The organism is Photobacterium rosenbergii, assembly GCF_033022775.1.
GTDB lineage: Bacteria > Pseudomonadota > Gammaproteobacteria > Enterobacterales > Vibrionaceae > Photobacterium > Photobacterium rosenbergii_A.
Map to the genome: position 1 here is coordinate 424550 of NZ_JAWJZI010000004.1, position 17896 is coordinate 442445.

Here is a 17896-nt window from a genome sequence, read left to right on the forward strand (position 1 = left end):
TAGCTACAGCGTCAATTGCGGCTGGATAAAATCTATGAAGGCCGAGATCCGTCTTGCCACCGAGGACGATTTATAGAACACGGCATTGACCTGCTCGCGGCCGGTATTGACCAGTTTTTCTGTTTCCAGCACAGAGACCAGTCTCCCCTCCTCCAAATCCTGATTGACCATAAAGCCCGACAGGCACGAAATACCATTACCGGCCAGCACCAGCTGGCGGACTGTCTCGCCGTTGCTCGAGATCATCGAAGGGTTGATGGTATCCAATCCTTTGAGCGGCCAACGATTGAGGATTTTGGCACCGGCAAAACCAATCAAATCATGCTGGCCAAGTTCACTGACCTGCTTTGGGATACCACGCTTGGCAAGGTATTCCGGCGAAGCGACAATATAGAGCGGACTCCTGCCAAGTGGCCGGGCATGCAAGGTGGAATCATCCAGCTTGCCGATACGGATCGCCACATCGGTTCGCTTTTCCAGCAAATCGACAAAACCTTCATTGGACGTTAGCTCGAGCTCAATCTCAGGGTAAGCGGCTTTAAACGGCTGGATCAACGGAACCAGCTGGTGGAACACAAACGGGCTGGCCGCATCTACCCTTAGCCGCCCCTTGGGCAACTCTCCGCGCTGCATGATGTCTTCCTCGGCCTGTTGGATATGCTGCAAGCCCATCCTCACCGCTTCGATAAACTGCCGCCCCTCGTCAGTCAGCTCTACCCTGCGGGTGGTACGGTTGAGAATAGACACGCCGAGCTGTTTCTCGACCTTACTGACGGCCCTTGAGACCCGTGCCACCTGGATATCCAATGCCTCGGCAGCGGCAGAGAAACCACCACTATCGACCACGGTCAGTAAAATTTCCAAATCATCAGAGCGCGTTAGCATGGCACCTTTCCTTTCAACGTCTTTTAACACCTTCGCATTTTTTCATTTATAGCAAAAATCATTTGTAAAAGGTGCTGTTTTTAGCAATAGCAATTTTTTGAATAATGCCTGCCAACAGAGAGAGTGCCGCGAAAGGTTAGCGATAAAGCTGAAAACCTTGAGACCTTAAACAAGGTCGAAGCGGCGGTTTGATTACATCAATAGAGAGAAAGACTATGCCTTTAGCACTATTGGCATTGACGCTAAGCGCCTTTGCTATCGGAACCACAGAATTCGTCATCGTGGGCTTGATCCCAACCATGGCAGCCGACCTTAATGTTTCACTACCTTCTGCCGGCCTGCTAGTCAGTTTGTATGCCCTGGGTGTTGCCGTAGGCGCCCCGGTTTTGACTGCCCTAACCGGTAAATGGAACCGCAAGGTTGTCCTGCTATCAGTCATGAGCCTATTTGTTGCCGGTAACCTGCTGGCATGGCAGGCCCCGGGTTATAACACCCTGATATTGGCACGTATCCTGACCGGCCTGGCCCACGGGGTGTTCTTCTCCATTGGCTCAACCATCGCAACCGGGCTGGTCTCGAAAGAGAAAGCCGCCAGTGCCATTGCCATCATGTTTACCGGCCTGACTGTGGCCCTGGTAACCGGTGTACCACTAGGTACCTATATCGGCCAGACCTTTGGTTGGCAGGCAACCTTCTTGATTGTTGCCCTGCTTGGCCTAATTGCCCTGATTGGTAGTGCATTTTTGGTCCCAGGCAACCTCAAGCAGCCACCAGCGGCCAAGCTATCGTCACAGCTAAATGTATTGACCCAGCCTCGCCTGCTGCTGGTGTATGCCATCACTGCGCTAGGTTACGGCGGTACCTTTACAGCCTTTACCTATTTGGCACCTATTTTGGAAGATGTGTCTGGTTTCAACTCCGGTGCAATTAGCCTGATCATGCTGGTCTACGGTGTATCCGTGGCTATCGGTAACATCTGGGGCGGTAAAATGGCTGACAAGATGGGCCCAATCAAAGCCCTGACCATTATTTTCACCGGCCTCGCGGTAACGTTATTGGTGTTCAATGTGACCGCTTACAACCCGATTGCAGCTGTTGCGACCATCTTGGTATGGGGTGCCTTCGCCTTCGGTAACGTACCGGGTTTGCAGGTCTACGTGGTAAAACTGGCTGAGAAAGTCAGCCCGGATGCAGTCGATGTCGCCTCTGGCCTAAACATCGCGGCCTTCAACATCGGTATTGCCCTTGGTTCATGGGGTGGCGGCCACATCGTCGCCGAAGCTGGACTGATGCATACCCCTTGGGCCGGCGCTGCAATTGTTATTGTTGCCTTGCTGCTAACCCGCCTAAGCGGACGCCTAGACCAGAAAGCATTGAGCAATGAAGTCGAGCCAAACAACAAGGTCGTGGCCAATACGACCCAAGTGGTTTAAAGCACACTCCAAGCCTCAACATTCAAACCTCAAAAAGCCTGACGGCAGTGCCGTCAGGCTTATTGCTTTTCCCGCATTGTTCAACCGACATCACATCAATCCGCCAAGGGCAGCAATCAGCAGTTTTACAGCAGCTTTTAACTAGTTTATTACCTGCCTGTCGGCAATATATTGAGTGATCTGTATATATCTGCCGGCGATATATCGAGTACATCCATTTCAAGATAAGGGGATAGAGCATGCTAACGGGGTACTGGTCCATTGATGCCTTCATTATTGCGATGGTGACGCTTTGTATCATTGTCGCAATAATTTTTGGCTACCTGGAATGGACAGGAGGAGGCAACTTAGCGCCATCTCACCACCAGCATAGCTCCAAGGAGTGAACATGAATACGAAGACGCTAGGATATAGCACCATGATCGTCTCTGCGACGCTGATGGGGTTTGTTGGCTTATTTGCCCGTAATATCAACACCTCCGGAGATGTCATTGCATTTACCCGAATGACAGTCGGTGCTATCTGCATTTTGGCCATTTTGTTATACAAGCGGAAAGTACCATTACTTTCCTCGACCAAGTTAACCCCAAGTGTTATTGCCAGTGGCGCCTGCCTTGGCCTTTGCCTTGCAGCCTATGTATCGGCAACGCAATACACCACCTTGGCCAATGCGGTATTTCTGATTTACTCCGGCCCGGTGTTTTCAACCATTCTCGCAGCTATCTTCCTCAAAGAGAAAATATCACGGCTGACTGCGATGCTTCTTACTGCCGTTTTCATCGGCTGCCTTTTTGTTATCGGCATCATCAGTTATGACAGCCAGTCAGGCTTGATAATCACCCTCTCTTTCTCTCGGGAGACCTTTATCGGCGACATGCTCGGGCTTGCATCAGGTGTCGGGTATGGCCTGTATTTATTCCTAAGCCGCTACCGCGCTGACGTCAGTTCAGATGTGCGTTCGTTCTTCAACTTCCTGTTTGGTGCCGTGGCAATCGGTGTCTACTTCTTCATCAGCCCGCCTTCGCTAGCAGAGATGGATACCTCCTCTTGGGTTTGGTTGATTGCGATGGGCTTCTTTATCGGCTTTGGTGCCCTGTCCTTGCTCACAATTGCTGCAAAACACCTTAAGGCCGCGGAGTTGGCCTGTGTCTCCTATCTGGAAACCGTCGTTGGTGCCGGTATCGGGATCTTGCTGTTCAGTGAATCGCTCACGCTGCTCCAAGCTATCGGGGGACTGCTCGTCATTGGTGGCGGAATGGGAGAAGTGGTCATCGGCATGAGGAAAAAACAACAGCTACCCAAACACGCGCAATTTGAACACTAGGAGGCGAACATGGATGCCTGGCTAAATTGGAGTCTTTTGCTAATCACCGTCATTGTGATGGCCGGGCTCGCACTCTACAGCGATAAAATTGTCCGAAAAGGTAATGGTGAAGGCGGCTTCTTACTGGCCGCTAACACCCTAGGCCCTTTCGTCGGGGCGGCGACCATCGTCGCTACCGGCTTCTCTGGCTGGGGGTTTATGGGCTCGCCGGGGGTGGCATATAAGTACGGTGCCGTTGAGCTGCTGGGTAATTTTTTCTTCGCTCCGGCAATGGTTTTTGCCGTTTTATTCTGTGCTCGATTCTTACATCGGCGTGCGAGCAAAATAGGTAGCCTGACCATCCCTGAGTACATCGCCTGCAGCCATGGTGGCCCTGAGTCAATAAAACGGCTCACCCAAGCCATTACCGCAATCATCACAGTGTTACTGCTCTTGGTTTTCCTCGTAGGGCAAATCAAAGCCCTGGGGCTTCTTGCCGGTCAATGGTTGGGAATTGATGTGACATCAGCCTCATTGCTAATGGTGGCAATCATTATTCTGTATACCTCGATTGGTGGTCTGGCAGCCGTCGCCTTTACCGATTGTTTTATGGTTATCGGCATGTGTGTCTCGGCTTTGATTATTGTGGTCACCATATTTGCAGACTTGTCACCCAGCCAGTTGCTTGAAGGGCTCAACACTATTGATCCGAGCTTGCTTGCCCCAAAAGATTCTGGCCCCTACGGAACTTCGGTTTGGCATGTATTTTTGGTCTTGCCTTATGCATTCATCTACAGCGCCACGTTACCTTATATGTCTATTAGGTTTATGGCTCTAGCCAAGACGACCAAGCTCCACCATGTCGCCGCTTATATGACCCCTATAGCCTGCTTACTTAGCCTCGTTCCCCTCGCCGGGCTGTATGTCAAAATCAAGGTTCCCCACTTGGCCACCCCGGATGAGGCCATGCCGACATTCCTGATGCTATTTCTATCCCCAGCGGTGTCAGCGATTGTTACCTTGTTTATCCTGTTTGCAATGAAGTCCACCGCCAACTCGGTGCTGCATGCCATCGCCAGTGCTGTTTCCCACGATCTAAGGCAGGCAGTTTGGCCAAAATGTACCCTCAATCACCGCCAACTTCTAAGGCTTAACCGGCTAGCGGTTATTCTGTTGGGCTTGACCGGATTCCTGCTGATGCTGGTGGCGCCACCCTTTATGTTATCAATGCTAGCTATCCTGGGTTCCGGTACCTTGATGGCGGCTTTAGTCGCCCCCACACTGCTGGCCCAGGTGGTAAAAACGAATATTTACGCCGCACTCACCTCAATATTGGTAGGGTTCTTCTCTGGCTGCCTTCTGTTCTGGAAATTCAACCTTGGGTGGGTAGAAGCTCCGCTATATGCCTCATTCCTGGCCTGCGGTAGCTACTGGTTTGTATCACTCGTTTCTCAGCGCCAACACCCTGCGCACATTCTCCGGCCAAGGTAGGCTGATACTGAGAGGGAAAGCGCATCCTTGCGTTTTTGCGTTTTCCCGTTTTCCTCTTCAATCAGCAAACATTATCGAAAAACTGTTTGGTCACCTGGCCAACCACAGAACGTGAAGTATCAATATCTTTTCTCATATCAATATGCTTGGCCCGGTATTCTCGCGGTGTCGCCTTAAGTAACCCTTTGAACTTGGCATTAAAGTTAGATAATGATGAAAACCCAACTTCCGTACCAATATGGGAAATACTCCAATCCGTTGTCACCAAAAATCGGGCAGCCTGCCTTACCCGCAGCTCAATTAGATATTGGCGAAAAGTAATACCCATATTGGCGTGGAAAAAACGGGAGAATGTGCTGTCTGCCATGTGAAGCTGATCGGCCACCTTGGCAACCGATATAGGATCCCCTAAATGCTGGTCAATATATTTAAGGGCCAACTGCACCCTATCTTCAGCTCGCTTAGAATTGGATATTTCGACGCAATTGTTAATTAAGCGCTGAATAGGTTGCTTAACGGCTAAATGGTTCAGTAGCCCAAGTAAGTTCAGCACTTGAATAAAGTCGAACGTGTTTTCCATCGGCTCGATATATTGCCGAATAGCTTCATTTTGCCGGTCCTCAAACAACAGTCCACTGCGGGAATCATCCAGCATCTGTTTAATGGGTTTGAACTGGATGCTATCGACAAAAGTCTGTCCCAATGCATTTAACCTAAAGTGCAAGACGTCACAGTCAGCGCTCCCCTGCCCGCCGGACGATAACAAAGATAAGCGGAAAGGGTTGAATGGTGCCAATAACACTAACTGACCGACTTTCAGCTTGTAATGAGTCGATGCAAGGTGCAAGGTACACCCAGCGGTACGTGGCGCAACCAAAATATAGTCGGCGCCGAATATCATATGCTCAGTTTCATTGACTTTCTGCAGGTCAAACATCAGAAACTTCGGAGTATTGGCAATAACCCGTGGACACATGGCCTTCACCTCTCTTGACAGTAGTAGCTATGTTTACCACTGTTTTAATAAATCTCCAGCCCATGCTAACTAAAGCGTGATATCCCCCTGACCAATAGTTCAAATATGGTTAATTTGACATAAAAATAATTCAACCCCAGACCGTAAACCCAATTATTTCATTAACCATGGGTAATTATTCTTTTTGAGTGACAAAAATTTCACCGCTATTTACCTAGAGTTAAACCAGCAGAAAAACACCAGTTTTCGGCATTTTTTGGCTATTAGAAAACCGCTATTTTCGCAAAATAGAGCTCATGGATAGCAACACAGTGTTATTCAACCAACATCATTAATCAGTTTATTTTGTGGAGTGTTTGTCATGAGTGTTTCCAATGATCTATACCCAAATGCATCTCAGCCCCTAGAGAGGAAAGAATCAGGCGTACCCTATGTCCGAGAAGGGTTACACGTAGAGTCCCATAATGATTTTGACCCACTCCGCCATGTCATCGTCGGTATCGCCGATAACCAACACATCCCCGAAGCCTGCCCAGCCAGTAATGAAAAGATCCCTGCAGACTCGCCAATGCGAGGCAGCAAAGCTGGCCGCCGAACCCAGGAAACCATTGACCGTGCCAATGAGTGCTTAAATGGCTTTGCCAAAATCTTGGAAGATCGCGGGATCATTGTTGACCGCCCGGGAGCGGTTGATTGGCATCAACGTATCACCACACCGGACTTTACTATCAGCTCCGGATTCGGTTGCATGCCACCCCGAGATTGCTTGCTCACCATGGGCAAAAGCATTTTGATGGCACCGATGAGCTTCAGGAGCCGCTACTTCGAATACCTAGCCTATGTGGACCTATTGCGCGAATACTTCGAGTCAGACCCTAATTGCCTAATCGAACAGGCTCCACGTCCTCGTCTAGCCGATGAAAGTTTCCGGATGGACTACGTTGCCGCTTATGAATATTTATCCGATGAAGAGACCATGGCGCGCTCCCTACGCAAGGAGTACAGCACCAACGAGCATGATATTCTATTCGATGCGGCGGATGTCATGCGTTTGGGCAAAGACATTTTTGTCCAGCACGGGCTGACAACCAACTTAGCAGGGATACGTTGGATTAAACGCAAGTACGAGCCACAAGGATACCGCGTACATACTCTCAGCTTTGAGGACAACCATCCAATCCATATTGATGCGACTTTCTGCCCATTACGCCCTGGATTGATGTTACTCAATCCACACCGCCCACTATTTAAAGGGCAACGTGATATCTTCGAGAAGAACGGTTGGGAGATTGTTGAAGCCGTAGCACCAGCTTGGGATAACCCACCACCACTTTGTTACTCAAGTACCTGGCTATCAATGAATACCTTGATCCTTGATCACAAAACAGTATGTGTTGAAGCCTCTGAGCATCCTCAGATGGAACAGTTCGACAAACTTGGCTTTGAGGTCATTCCTGTCGACCTGCGCGATGCTTATGCCTTTGGTGGCGGTCTCCACTGTGCAACCGCCGATGTTTGGCGAGAAGGTACCTGCGAAGATTACTTTGAAAACCAATTCTTCGGTGCTCACAGTATCGAGCATTGGGAATACTAACCAATGTAGCTCCCAAACAAAAAGCCTGACGGCAGTGCCGTCAGGCTTTTCTTTCTGTGATTCAATATCAGAGCGACACAGGGCCTGTTAATGCAAGAAAGTACTTCCCTCGCTGGCACTGGTTGCGGTCAAATCACCCGCAGGGTTGATCAAGTGCGGTAGGATTTTCGGCAGATTCAGTTCGATGTCCTGATCTTCAACCGGGTTGATGTTGGCGTGGTACCAACCGAGCAGGCCCAAAACGGCGTAGCCGATAGCCTCATCGGTGTCACGGTGCTCAAGGATGATTTGCAAAAGGCGCAAAATCGTCTTGTCGTTGTTTTTTGCCTGCTCGAAGGTCTCACTATAAATTGCTACGGCTTCATCTATAAGCCCGTCGAATTCAGTTTCAATCGCGACTTTGAACGAGCCGCCATCAACAGAAATTTTCATATCAATATCACCAGAATAAGTCTTGCTGTGATAGTAACGAAATCATGCGGAATTGTCGTATCAACAGCCTCAGATCCAGTATAAAACAGCACATTTATTGATGAATTCGAGGCTTTCTCATCTATTTTCCCACTCCTCTCCCTCAACTTTCTTCCATCTGCTGCGCCAGTTGGCGTGAAACATGCTCAGGGCTCTGAGTGTGGCGAGCCAGCAAACGGTACATCACCGGGATCACCACCAAGGTGAACAAGGTCGCCACAGTAATCCCGCAAAGTACCACAATACCAATCACAATCCGGTTTTCCGCCCCCGCGCCGGTGGCCAGAATCAAAGGGACAGCACCAGCAATGGTGGTAATCGCCGTCATCAGTATTGGCCGCAATCTCTCTGAAGCAGCCTCGAGCAAGGCATCGTCAAATGCTATGCCCTGATCGCGCAGCTGGTTGGCAAACTCGACAATCAATATGCCGTTTTTTGCCGACAGGCCGATCAGCATGATAAGTCCGATCTGCGAGTAGATATTGAGGGTCTGATCGGTGAAATAAAGCCCGAGCAGCGCCCCAAGCGTGGCCAGCGGGACGGTAAGCATGATGATCAATGGGTGGATGTAACTTTCAAACTGTGCCGCCAACACCAAAAAGACCACTAGCAGCGCCAGGGCAAAGATGAACACAATCGAGGTGCTGGAGTCCTGATAATCCTTGGAAGCGCCCTTGTAATTGACCACGGCGTCAGTGGGTAGCAACTCCTCAACCAAACCATTGAGATAGCCAAGCGCTTCACCCAAGGTATACCCCTCGGCAAGGTTGGCCTCGAGGGTGATTGCCCGTACCCGGTTATAGCGATTGAGCTGCGGCGCGCCGGCATATTCATCGACACTGATCAGGCTTGAGAGCGGAACCAGCTCATCGGCCTGCTCGGCCCTGACATACAGATTAGCCAGATCCGCGGCGGTATTCTGTCGCTCACGCTGGCCTTCGATCACCACATCGTACTCCTCACCGCGCCAGGTGTACGTGGTTACCTGGCGGGAGCCGAGCATAGATTCCAGCGTCTGTCCTATTGATTTGAGCGAAACACCGAGATCGCCCGCCCGGTCGCGATCAATCACGATCCTCAGCTGTGGCTTGGTCTCCTTGTAGTCATGATCCAGCCCGACGATATTGGCGTTGCTGGCTGCGGCATCGAGCAAGATATCCCGCCACTGCGCCAGCTCTTCATAACTGCCGCCCCCCAGTACAAACTGCACCGGCTTGCCGACCCCGCGGCCAAACGGCTGGCGCATGACCGGGAAAGCCGTGATCCCCGCCAAATCACCCAGTCGTCTGCGGATATCGCCAATAATAGCTCCTGCCGGACGCCGCTCGGCCCAGTCTTCAAGTACCACAATGGCAAAACCATTGGAGAAATCGGCAACCCGCCCCCAGCCACGCGGAGCGCGGATCAACAGCCGTTTGATCTCGCCTGACTCCACCAGAGGCATCAGGCGATGCTCTACTTCATCCATATAGGGCTGGATAAAATCAAAGCTCGCCCCCTGTGGGCCATTGATGATAATAAACATCGCCCCCCTGTCCTCGCGCGGGGCAAATTCAGACGGCAGTTTGTACTGCAGCCAGCCACAGGTTGCCAGCACTACCAGCAACACCACGATGACGCGAACAGGGCGCTGTATGGCACGGGAAAGTATCGATTTGTAGTTGGCTGTCAACGCCGCCATAGCCCGGCTGATCCCCCGTACCAAGCCACTTTCCTGCTCAACCGGCTGCATCAGTTTCGATGCCATCATCGGGCTGAGCGTTAATGCCACCAACGAGGAAAGAATAACGGCCGCGCTGATGGCAATCGAGAACTCTCTAAACAGTTTGCCCAAGTCCCCTTCGAGAAATCCGATGGGCAGAAAGACCGCAACCAGCACCACGGTGGTGGCAATGATGGCAAAGCTGACCTGTTTCGCCCCGAGGTACGCAGCCTTGAGTGGCGGCTCGCCGGTACTGATCCGGCGGTGGATATTCTCCAGCATCACAATCGCATCATCGACCACGATCCCGATTGCCAAAATCAATGCCAGCAAGGTCAGCAGGTTAAGGGTAAAGCCGAGGACATAGAGCACCGTGAAGGCACCAATTAGCGACACCGGCAAGGTCAAGGCAGGGATCAGCATGGCGCGCATACTGCCAAGAAAAAGGTAAATCACCACCACCACCAGAGCAAGGGCGATCATCAGGGTCTTATAGACCTCATCGATCGACGCCTGGATAAACACCGATGAATCATAGGAGCGCTTGATTTCCATCCCCGGCGGCAATGTCGGGTTAAGCTGGTCGACCAAGGCATTGGCGGCCCGGGCCACTTCCAGCGTATTGGCCTTCGACTGGCGGGTGATCCCCAACCCAATCATATCCTGGGTATTGCCCCGGAAAGTGATCCGCTCTTCTTCTGCCGCCAGCTCAACTTCAGCCACATCCCCAAGCCGGATCAAATAACCATCCTCTCCCGTGCCGACCACCAGCCGAACGAAGTCCTCCGGGACGATAAAACTGCGCTGGGTGCGCACCGTAAATTGCCGGCTTTCGGATTCCACCGAGCCTGCAGGTAGCTCAACATTGTCATCGCGCAGGGCATCTTCGATATCGGTGACAGTCAAGCCTCTTGCCGCTAACTTCTGGCGGTCGATCCAGATCCTCAGAGCATAGGATTTCCCACCACCGAGCCGGATCCCTGCGACACCATCGATGACCGAGAAGCGATCGACCAGATAGCGGCGGGCATAATCAGTCAGCTGCAGCGTATCCATCCGGTCGGACACTAGGTTGAGCCACATGATCACTTCTGAGCTGGCGGCGGCTTTTTGCACTTCCGGCGGATCGGCTTCGTCTGGCAAGTTGTTGAGAATGCCGGCGATACGGTCACGAACATCATTGGTGGCCGCATCAATATCGCGGCCGATGGAAAACTCCAAGGTCACATCGGACCGGCCATCCTCGCTCTGCGAGCTGATCGCTCGGATCCCCTCGAGCCCGGCGATGCTATCCTCCACCAGCTGGGTGATCCTTGTTTCGACAATTGCTGCCGACGCACCCCGGTAGCTGGTAGAAATATTCACCACCGGCGGATCGATATCCGGGTATTCCCGCAGCGGCAACCTGTCGAAGGCCACCAATCCAAACACCACCAGCAGAAGGCTGATTACCGACCCCAATACCGGCCTGGTAACCGAAATGTCCGACAGCCACATCAGCCCGCCTCCCGGTAGGTGAAGCGCTCCTGTTGGCGGATCTTCACTTTTTGCCCCGGCCTCACCCTTTGGGTCCCGCGGGTGATCACCTGCTCACCTTCCTGTATCCCGGCCACGACTTCCGCCTCCCCCCGGCGACGGAAGCCGATTTCGACCTCGCGCTGCTCAACGGCCCCCTCCTCGTCCACCACGAACAAAAAGTGCTGTTGCACACGGGACACCAGGGCTTCTTCCGGTACCACCAACCCCTGGTGTTCACCGACAATCAACGAAAGGGTCATCAGCATGCCGGGCCGTAGCCGCAAATCGGAATTGGCGATATCAGCCCGTATCACGATAGCCCGGGTCTGGGGATTGATGCGACTGTCGATACTGGCTACCTGACCAAGGAAGATTTCATCGGGATAGGCCGCGGCACGGGCTTCGATCACCGCCCCCTGAGAGACCAAGCCGAGAAAGGCTTCGGGAATAGAAAAGTCGAGCTTGACGGTAGCAATATCGTCCAAAGTGGTGATCACCGCCCCCGGTGTCACCAACGCGCCGGGACTGATCTGGCGAAAACCCAAAACACCGGAAAATGGCGCATGGATATATCGAGCAGCCAGCTCGGCCTCGTTTTGTGCCAGCACGGCCTTGGCGACCTCGATATCGGTATAGATGGCATCGAGCTCGGAGCGGGCAATCGTGTTGCGCTTGGCCAGGCCTTCAATACGCTTATATTCTCGCTGCTGCTCCTTGAGGTTGGCCTTGGCGGCCCGCACTTTAGCCTGCTGCTCGTCGGCATTGAGCGTGACCAGCAGTTGTCCGCGCGAGATCGACTGGCCATCCTCAAACAGCACCCGGTCCACTTTTTCGGTCACCTTGGCCGTCAGCATCACCGACTCGCGGGATTTCACCGTGCCGAGCGCTTCCACTTCACGCCGGACCAGTTTTTTCTCCACTTCGGCCACCACCACACTAGGCGTGGGCATCGAACGGCCAGCAGCCGCACCGGAAGAGAAATATTCCTTGTACGTGATGGCACCCGCCAGCACAACGAGAAGCAATAGACTGATCAGAGTCCCTTTCAATCGCACGCAGTATCCTTCTGAGGGAGGGGGAAAAATTACAGCTGATATAGTCAGTATAGAAAGGGAGTTACAGGTCGGTGCAAATTGGTGGGGTTTTACCGGAAATAGCAGGCAAAAAAAAGCGAGCCGGTCGATGGCTCGCAAAATAACTCATATATTGCATTCCGAGAGGGTGACTAGGAAATCCCAGTATCCTTACCAGTGAAAACCTAACTCTCGAAAGGGACAAAGGTTATATCCGTTGTTAATTTTGCCTCAGCTCGCGGGCCTGATGTCAGGAAAATGTCAGGAATAACAAAACAATGTTCACCTATGAGGTCGCGGTTCCATTTTTGATGAAACCTTCTAGGTATATACCGGCATTTCAGGGAGCAACCCCCGCCGGATATACCTATTTGGTTGAATTAATGGATTTATTATTAATCAAAGGTAGTTCCCAACGATAGGTAGAAGGAATTCTGACCATCCTCTGCCATACCGTAAGCAAGGTAGACAGGACCTACTGGGGTATCCAAGCCCAAGAACAGGCTGCCAGCGGATAAGCTGGAATCAAAATCGATATCCGCTTGGTCATCCCATACCCCGCCGCGCTCCAGTGAGCCACCGACATAAACCGGTATCGATACGGCCCCGAAATTGTTATCCAGCAAGCGGTAACTATAGACCAGGGCACCGAATAACTTGTAGCGGCCATTGAGCTCGTAGCGGTGATAACCCGAGAGGTTGAACAAACCTCCCAAGTCCTGAACATATACCGGCAGCAGATCATCACCGTCATAGCCTCCGGCCTGGAAGGTCGTGACAAGGCTATGCCTGTCATGGCTGAACGGTTTTATCAACTTCAGCTGGCCATAAACACTCTCGCTCGACACCGTATCCTGATCATTGATAGAGCTGCGGCTCGAGCCCAGTCCAAACTCAGTCCGGAGCATTACCCCCTCGCGCGGGAAGAACAAACTGTCCAGATCATCATAAACAAAAGACACATAAGGGCCATGGACCGAATAGTCTTGGGTATTGCTGATATTGATTTCACTGACTTCACCCACCCCTCCACGGTAGCCGATAGCCAGCGAACTCCATGGCTGGAGGTTCCAACCCAACTCAGCATAGCCACTGTATACACTGTATTCGGTTTCGGCACTGCTACCCGGCTCCCTGCCTATCAAGTCGGCCTGCTCCTCGGACAAAATAAACTCGCGCACTTCGCGGTTCCAGTTAACGCCAAACGAGGTGTAACTGCTTTTTTTGTAATCGAGTGGAAAATAGAAGCTGGTATCGATCTTCTTCCAGCTGCCCAACTGCCATTCAAATTGCCACTCGCCGCCCTTATCTGTCAGGCTGGTGTATATATACTGGGTACCAAAAGCAAAGTCCGAGCGGTTGGCAAAATCATCCTCGAAGGCTAACTTGAGGTTGAGGTAACCCGGCCCCCAGGACTTCTCGCGCACATCCATCACCAGCACATTCTCATCGTCCTGTTGCTCGATTTGGTAGGTGATCCGCTCGAACACGTCCTGCCGGTTGAGCCTCTTGACCGCCTCATCCATCTCATGGTTGGTGATCACCCGCCCAGCCTCGAGAGCCATCACTTCAAGTAGAGCCTGATCTGAACGCTCGGTGTGGTTGGCAATCTCTATCCGATCAATGTAATACGCCGGACTGGCCTGCACCTGCGAACGGCGGTCGAGTTTTTCGCGCAGATAGGTTTTATAGTCAGCCTCGGACAGCTGATAGGGCTTTAGTTGTGGTAGCGCCTCCGTGGCCACTTTACGCCCAGCCAAGTAGGCCTGCTCCATCTTGTCAAAATCAGGTGCCAGCATGAAAGAGACATCCGGCTGGAGATATACATCCCCCTCTCCCATCAAGCCCATTTGCTGATCGGAGCTGGTATTGGTCATGAAGGTGGTGAGCTGGCCGATAATATTGAAAGCGCTGTTGAGCTGTTGCTCTTCGAACAGCGCATCACGGAGATCAACCGCAATGATCGTATCAGCCCCCAGCGCCTGCGCGGCATCGACCGGCATGTTGTTGACGATCCCGCCATCGACCAAGATCCGGCTGTCTATCCTTACCGGCTGCAATGCCCCCGGCACCGTCATCGATGCCTGCATGGCAGTTGCCAGATGGCCTTTGTCCAACACAACCGGTTTGACCTTCACGATATCAGTCGCCACAGCCCGGTATGGAATAGCCAGGTTATCGAAGCTCGTAAGAGCTGGCAGATTATCGGTCAGGTTACCGAGCAGGGTCGCCATCCCCTGGCCCTGAAAAGCGCCGGGTTTCGATTGGTAGTTCCCTTTCAGATCGATGCCGATATCGGTGTAGATTTGGTAGTTATCGTTCTGCTGCTTGCGGCGAAGCTCAAGATCATTTCGACCAACGCGGTCTTCATACCCGCTTTGCCAATCGGCCGCCATCGTTTTATAGCGCACTTCCTGAGCTGATAAGCCCATCGCATACATACCACCAACATACGCCCCCATGCTGGTTCCGGTGATCACATCGACCGGGATCCGGTTTTCCTCCAGCACCGACAGCACCCCAATGTGGGCAGCGCCTTTGGCACCGCCGCCGCTGAGTACCAAGCCGATCTGAGGGCGGGTTTCACTCGCTGAGACATTAGCCGCTCCGGCTAACACGCCGACCAATGCGAACAATGTGCCCCCCTGCCAGCGCCGGCATATTTTGAGCCACTCCATGACATATCCTAATAATTGGATTAATAGCAATAATATACCCAAGTTAGCTGAACAAAAGGCATAAAAAAATCCGGTCAGCAGCGGCTAACCGGATTTTTTTATTAATCAAAGTACGAACTTAGCTACCGCTGGCAATATCACTCAGCGCATTCATCACCTGTTCGTTGATATGGCCCTCGTAAACCAGCTGGCAGACTTTGCGTCTCACCGCCAGACCCGAAATCAGTCGTTCAATCGACAGATGGCCTTCGTCATGCTGGCTGTTGTATAGCTCGATGGTCTTACTCAAGGTCTCGTAGGCTACTACCTCACCACCGACTCTCAGCCAGTCAAGCTTCTCCAGCAAGCCGTGACACTCTTCGCTGATGGAGGCAATAGAATGTCCACTCATTGCCGATAAAGCCGTTATGCTGCGTTGCAGAGCCTCTGAGGAGGTATATTTGGACAGAGTAATGGTCAATTCATCGGCGTTAATCTCAACCAAGTGCTTGCGCAGCTTCACCCGGCGGCCCAAACGGCCCTTAGGTCGGCTTTCCTTGCGCTGGATGGGTTCGAACTCCCCATCGATGATCTCGGAAAGCTGATCAAGCTCCTGCTTGGGCAATATTTCATTGCGCAGCGGGTTAGGCATGGTCGGCGCCATGGTACGCTTGCCTTCGTTGGTGGTTTTCGCCCGCGAGAACCGGATCACTTCGTCGACATCACAGCGGATATCAATCTGATAATCGCAATAGCGCTTGTCTTCCTCATGCGGTGTGATGGTCAGGTGGTAACCCCACAAATTTACGGCAAAGACATGTTCGGTGATCTTGTCTTCCGCCAACTTGCGCAGCTCGCGGATCAAATCGGACGAGAAGCGGCGCCATTCAATGTTGCGGGCCAACTTCTGGTTTAGCTCGCTGAGCATCATCGAATCATTGAGGCGGCGCGACATCCGGCTTCGGAAGAAGGAGTACAACTGGAACACCAGGGTATGCTGGCGCAGGATTTCCGGCGGGAACAGGAAGAAATAATCCCGGGTCAGCAGCTCATCAAAGAACGAGGGCTCCCACACCAGAATGTAAAGATTCGGCTTGATCCGGATCTCACCGTCATCGCCTTCCTTCGGCGCTTCCTCGGAGGCGGTAATGGTACGGGCCAGGAAGCGGAAGCGGTCACTCTTGAAGCCTTCCGGCATGTTCTCGCTCATCCAGCGGCCGGTAAGTTCATGCAACTGGAAGTCAGTAAATTCAATACGATCAATACTTTCACGGATCGAATCTCGTGCCGGGCCACTGTCTTTCTTGCCTCGCAAGGCAAGAATATCGGTGATATATACCGGGGTTTTATTGCCCATATTACGCGACTGGATCTCATAGTCGGCAATATGATGATCATGGTATTGGACTGTCAGGGTGAACAGCGCAAACAAGGTCATCAGATCGTCGACCGTCATGATCGATTTTGACGAACGTGTCTCGATGATCGCTTTGGTACCACTGATTGCGACCATTGATTTCTGATAGCTTTTCTTGGTCCGAGGCGGTGCCAAAGCCTGATCGATGATCCCCGCCCAGCTGGTGGGTGAGATCACTATTTGATCTGCTTCATCCGGCATTGTTGGTGGCGTACCCAAACCGTGCTCACTCAGCAGCTGGCGATTGACATGGTTCTGGGCCAAGGCCTTCGAACGTTTTTGTTTCTCTTTCGCTTTCGATTGTTCTGAGTTAAGGCTGCCGGTACCAAGCTGGGAGATCAGCATGGCCGGGTTGATGAAATGATGTAGCATGGTCTTGCCTGCCAGGCCCTCTTCGAACCTCACAGGCTGTTGTTTAAACAAACCAATATTTACCGCAGCCCGCAAGCGCTGCTGGATTGCAGCGCGGGTTAACTGACCTTCTGTAGCTTCGACCAACTCTGTGGTTGATACCATCCCGTCATGGCTGGATAGGCCACGCAATGAAATCAAGTTAAGCAATTCAATGATACTTTTGGTGACACCTTTGAAGTGCTGGTATTGCGGAAGCCAGTCGATCAAGTTAGCCGGGATCGAAAACAAATGCCCGTCTTTGTGGGATCGTGGAGCGGGGATCAATATCTTGTCAGTATTCTTATTGTTAGCTGAAAGCGCGGAGTTCATTTGTCATTAGCCGTAGATGCATCATTTTTCCGTGAAAGATTAATAGAAATACAACAAGAAAGAAAGATCTTTTATTGGCTTTTTTTAAACTGATCTTTTTGTTTATTTTGATCTTATTGATTAACTGATCTTATGATCTGGTTGACTAAATCTTCGTAAATGGTTGAAATTTAATAAGATAAAAAATCACCCGATCGAAAGCATGATCATAAGGATTGTGGAAAAATGATCAACGTTTTACTGAAACGATGATCAAACCAGGGCTGGAAATATGATCATCATCAATCTGTAAGCATGATCATCGCAGTAATGAAAGCATGATCATGGTAATTGCACAGGTTATCCACAGACGGTTTCTGAAATGTGGGCATAAAACCAAGGACGAGCTGTTGTTGTCGCGTTTGGTGCTGCCATTTCTATTAAATTTTACCCGGAAAAATGATCACGGTGGTGTCATTCGAGCCGATATCAGGGCTGTTCCCCCTTTCAATGGTTTTTCATGGTGCAATTTTAGCCAAAGTTGATTTGACACTTTCCGTATTCTACTTGGGATTTAGCATGTGTCCGGCATGGATGAATGATCAAGCCAGTGGCGATGTATTTCAACTTCATGGCAAAGTGGCGATTTACAGGCTGTTGGCCTGGATTTCACG

General features: G+C 51.6%; 11 protein-coding genes. 4 read left to right on the top strand and 7 right to left on the bottom strand.

Annotated elements, in window-relative coordinates:
* Nucleotides 1-3: 3 nt before the first annotated feature.
* The gene (locus R2X38_RS12795; RefSeq protein ID WP_317522631.1) at nt 4-885 is read right to left on the bottom strand and encodes a LysR family transcriptional regulator; all 882 of its coding nucleotides are present in this window, start codon (nt 883-885) and stop codon (nt 4-6) included.
* A gap of 215 nt (nt 886-1100) precedes the next feature.
* On the opposite strand from R2X38_RS12795, the gene R2X38_RS12800 reads away from it, so the two are divergent.
* The 3 genes from R2X38_RS12800 (at nt 1101) to R2X38_RS12810 (ending at nt 5112) form a co-directional block, all read left to right on the top strand.
* Nucleotides 1101-2318: an MFS transporter gene (locus R2X38_RS12800; RefSeq protein ID WP_317522632.1), complete on the top strand. Its 1218-nt coding sequence runs from the start codon at nt 1101-1103 to the stop codon at nt 2316-2318.
* Nucleotides 2319-2706: 388 nt separating this feature from the next.
* A complete protein-coding gene (locus tag R2X38_RS12805) occupies nt 2707-3642 on the top strand; it encodes a DMT family transporter (RefSeq protein WP_107299408.1) in 936 nt (311 codons plus the stop codon).
* Between the two features lie 9 nt (nt 3643-3651).
* Nucleotides 3652-5112: a sodium:solute symporter family protein gene (locus R2X38_RS12810; RefSeq protein WP_317522633.1), complete on the top strand. Its 1461-nt coding sequence runs from the start codon at nt 3652-3654 to the stop codon at nt 5110-5112.
* Between the two features lie 61 nt (nt 5113-5173).
* On the opposite strand, the gene R2X38_RS12815 is transcribed toward R2X38_RS12810, so the two are convergent.
* A complete protein-coding gene (locus tag R2X38_RS12815; RefSeq protein ID WP_317522634.1) occupies nt 5174-6088 on the bottom strand; it encodes an AraC family transcriptional regulator in 915 nt (304 codons plus the stop codon).
* Between the two features lie 361 nt (nt 6089-6449).
* Here R2X38_RS12815 and R2X38_RS12820 point away from each other — a divergent pair, with 361 nt between their 5' ends.
* The gene (locus tag R2X38_RS12820) at nt 6450-7682 is read left to right on the top strand and encodes a serine/threonine protein kinase (protein ID WP_317522635.1); all 1233 of its coding nucleotides are present in this window, start codon (nt 6450-6452) and stop codon (nt 7680-7682) included.
* Nucleotides 7683-7769: 87 nt separating this feature from the next.
* Here R2X38_RS12820 and R2X38_RS12825 read toward each other — a convergent pair whose 3' ends face one another.
* The 5 genes from R2X38_RS12825 to R2X38_RS12845 all read right to left on the bottom strand — a co-directional run bounded on the left by R2X38_RS12825 (nt 7770) and on the right by R2X38_RS12845 (nt 17243).
* Nucleotides 7770-8114 (bottom strand): hypothetical protein, encoded by a 345-nt coding sequence (locus R2X38_RS12825; RefSeq protein ID WP_317522636.1) that lies wholly within the window; start codon nt 8112-8114, stop codon nt 7770-7772.
* A 142-nt stretch (nt 8115-8256) separates the two neighbouring features.
* A complete protein-coding gene (locus tag R2X38_RS12830) occupies nt 8257-11352 on the bottom strand; it encodes an efflux RND transporter permease subunit (RefSeq protein ID WP_317522637.1) in 3096 nt (1031 codons plus the stop codon).
* Nucleotides 11352-12428, bottom strand: a complete 1077-nt coding sequence (locus R2X38_RS12835) for an efflux RND transporter periplasmic adaptor subunit (RefSeq protein ID WP_317522638.1) — start codon at nt 12426-12428, stop codon at nt 11352-11354. The genes R2X38_RS12830 and R2X38_RS12835 overlap by 1 nt, the downstream gene beginning before the upstream one ends.
* A gap of 413 nt (nt 12429-12841) precedes the next feature.
* Nucleotides 12842-15124, bottom strand: a complete 2283-nt coding sequence (locus R2X38_RS12840; protein ID WP_317522639.1) for a patatin-like phospholipase family protein — start codon at nt 15122-15124, stop codon at nt 12842-12844.
* 118 nt (nt 15125-15242) lie between these two features.
* A complete protein-coding gene (locus R2X38_RS12845; protein WP_317522640.1) occupies nt 15243-17243 on the bottom strand; it encodes a replication initiator protein RctB domain-containing protein in 2001 nt (666 codons plus the stop codon).
* Nucleotides 17244-17896 lie beyond the last annotated feature (653 nt).

Excerpts from the sequence above, each read along its gene's own strand:
- R2X38_RS12795 (WP_317522631.1), bottom strand. The coding sequence starts at position 885 with ATGCTAACGCGCTCTGATGATTTGGAAATTTTACTGACCGTGGTCGAT.
- R2X38_RS12800 (WP_317522632.1), top strand. The coding sequence starts at position 1,101 with ATGCCTTTAGCACTATTGGCATTGACGCTAAGCGCCTTTGCTATCGGA.
- R2X38_RS12805 (WP_107299408.1), top strand. The coding sequence starts at position 2,707 with ATGAATACGAAGACGCTAGGATATAGCACCATGATCGTCTCTGCGACG.
- R2X38_RS12810 (WP_317522633.1), top strand. The coding sequence starts at position 3,652 with ATGGATGCCTGGCTAAATTGGAGTCTTTTGCTAATCACCGTCATTGTG.
- R2X38_RS12815 (WP_317522634.1), bottom strand. The coding sequence starts at position 6,088 with ATGTGTCCACGGGTTATTGCCAATACTCCGAAGTTTCTGATGTTTGAC.
- R2X38_RS12820 (WP_317522635.1), top strand. The coding sequence starts at position 6,450 with ATGAGTGTTTCCAATGATCTATACCCAAATGCATCTCAGCCCCTAGAG.
- R2X38_RS12825 (WP_317522636.1), bottom strand. The coding sequence starts at position 8,114 with ATGAAAATTTCTGTTGATGGCGGCTCGTTCAAAGTCGCGATTGAAACT.
- R2X38_RS12830 (WP_317522637.1), bottom strand. The coding sequence starts at position 11,352 with ATGTGGCTGTCGGACATTTCGGTTACCAGGCCGGTATTGGGGTCGGTA.
- R2X38_RS12840 (WP_317522639.1), bottom strand. The coding sequence starts at position 15,124 with ATGGAGTGGCTCAAAATATGCCGGCGCTGGCAGGGGGGCACATTGTTC.
- R2X38_RS12845 (WP_317522640.1), bottom strand. The coding sequence starts at position 17,243 with ATGAACTCCGCGCTTTCAGCTAACAATAAGAATACTGACAAGATATTG.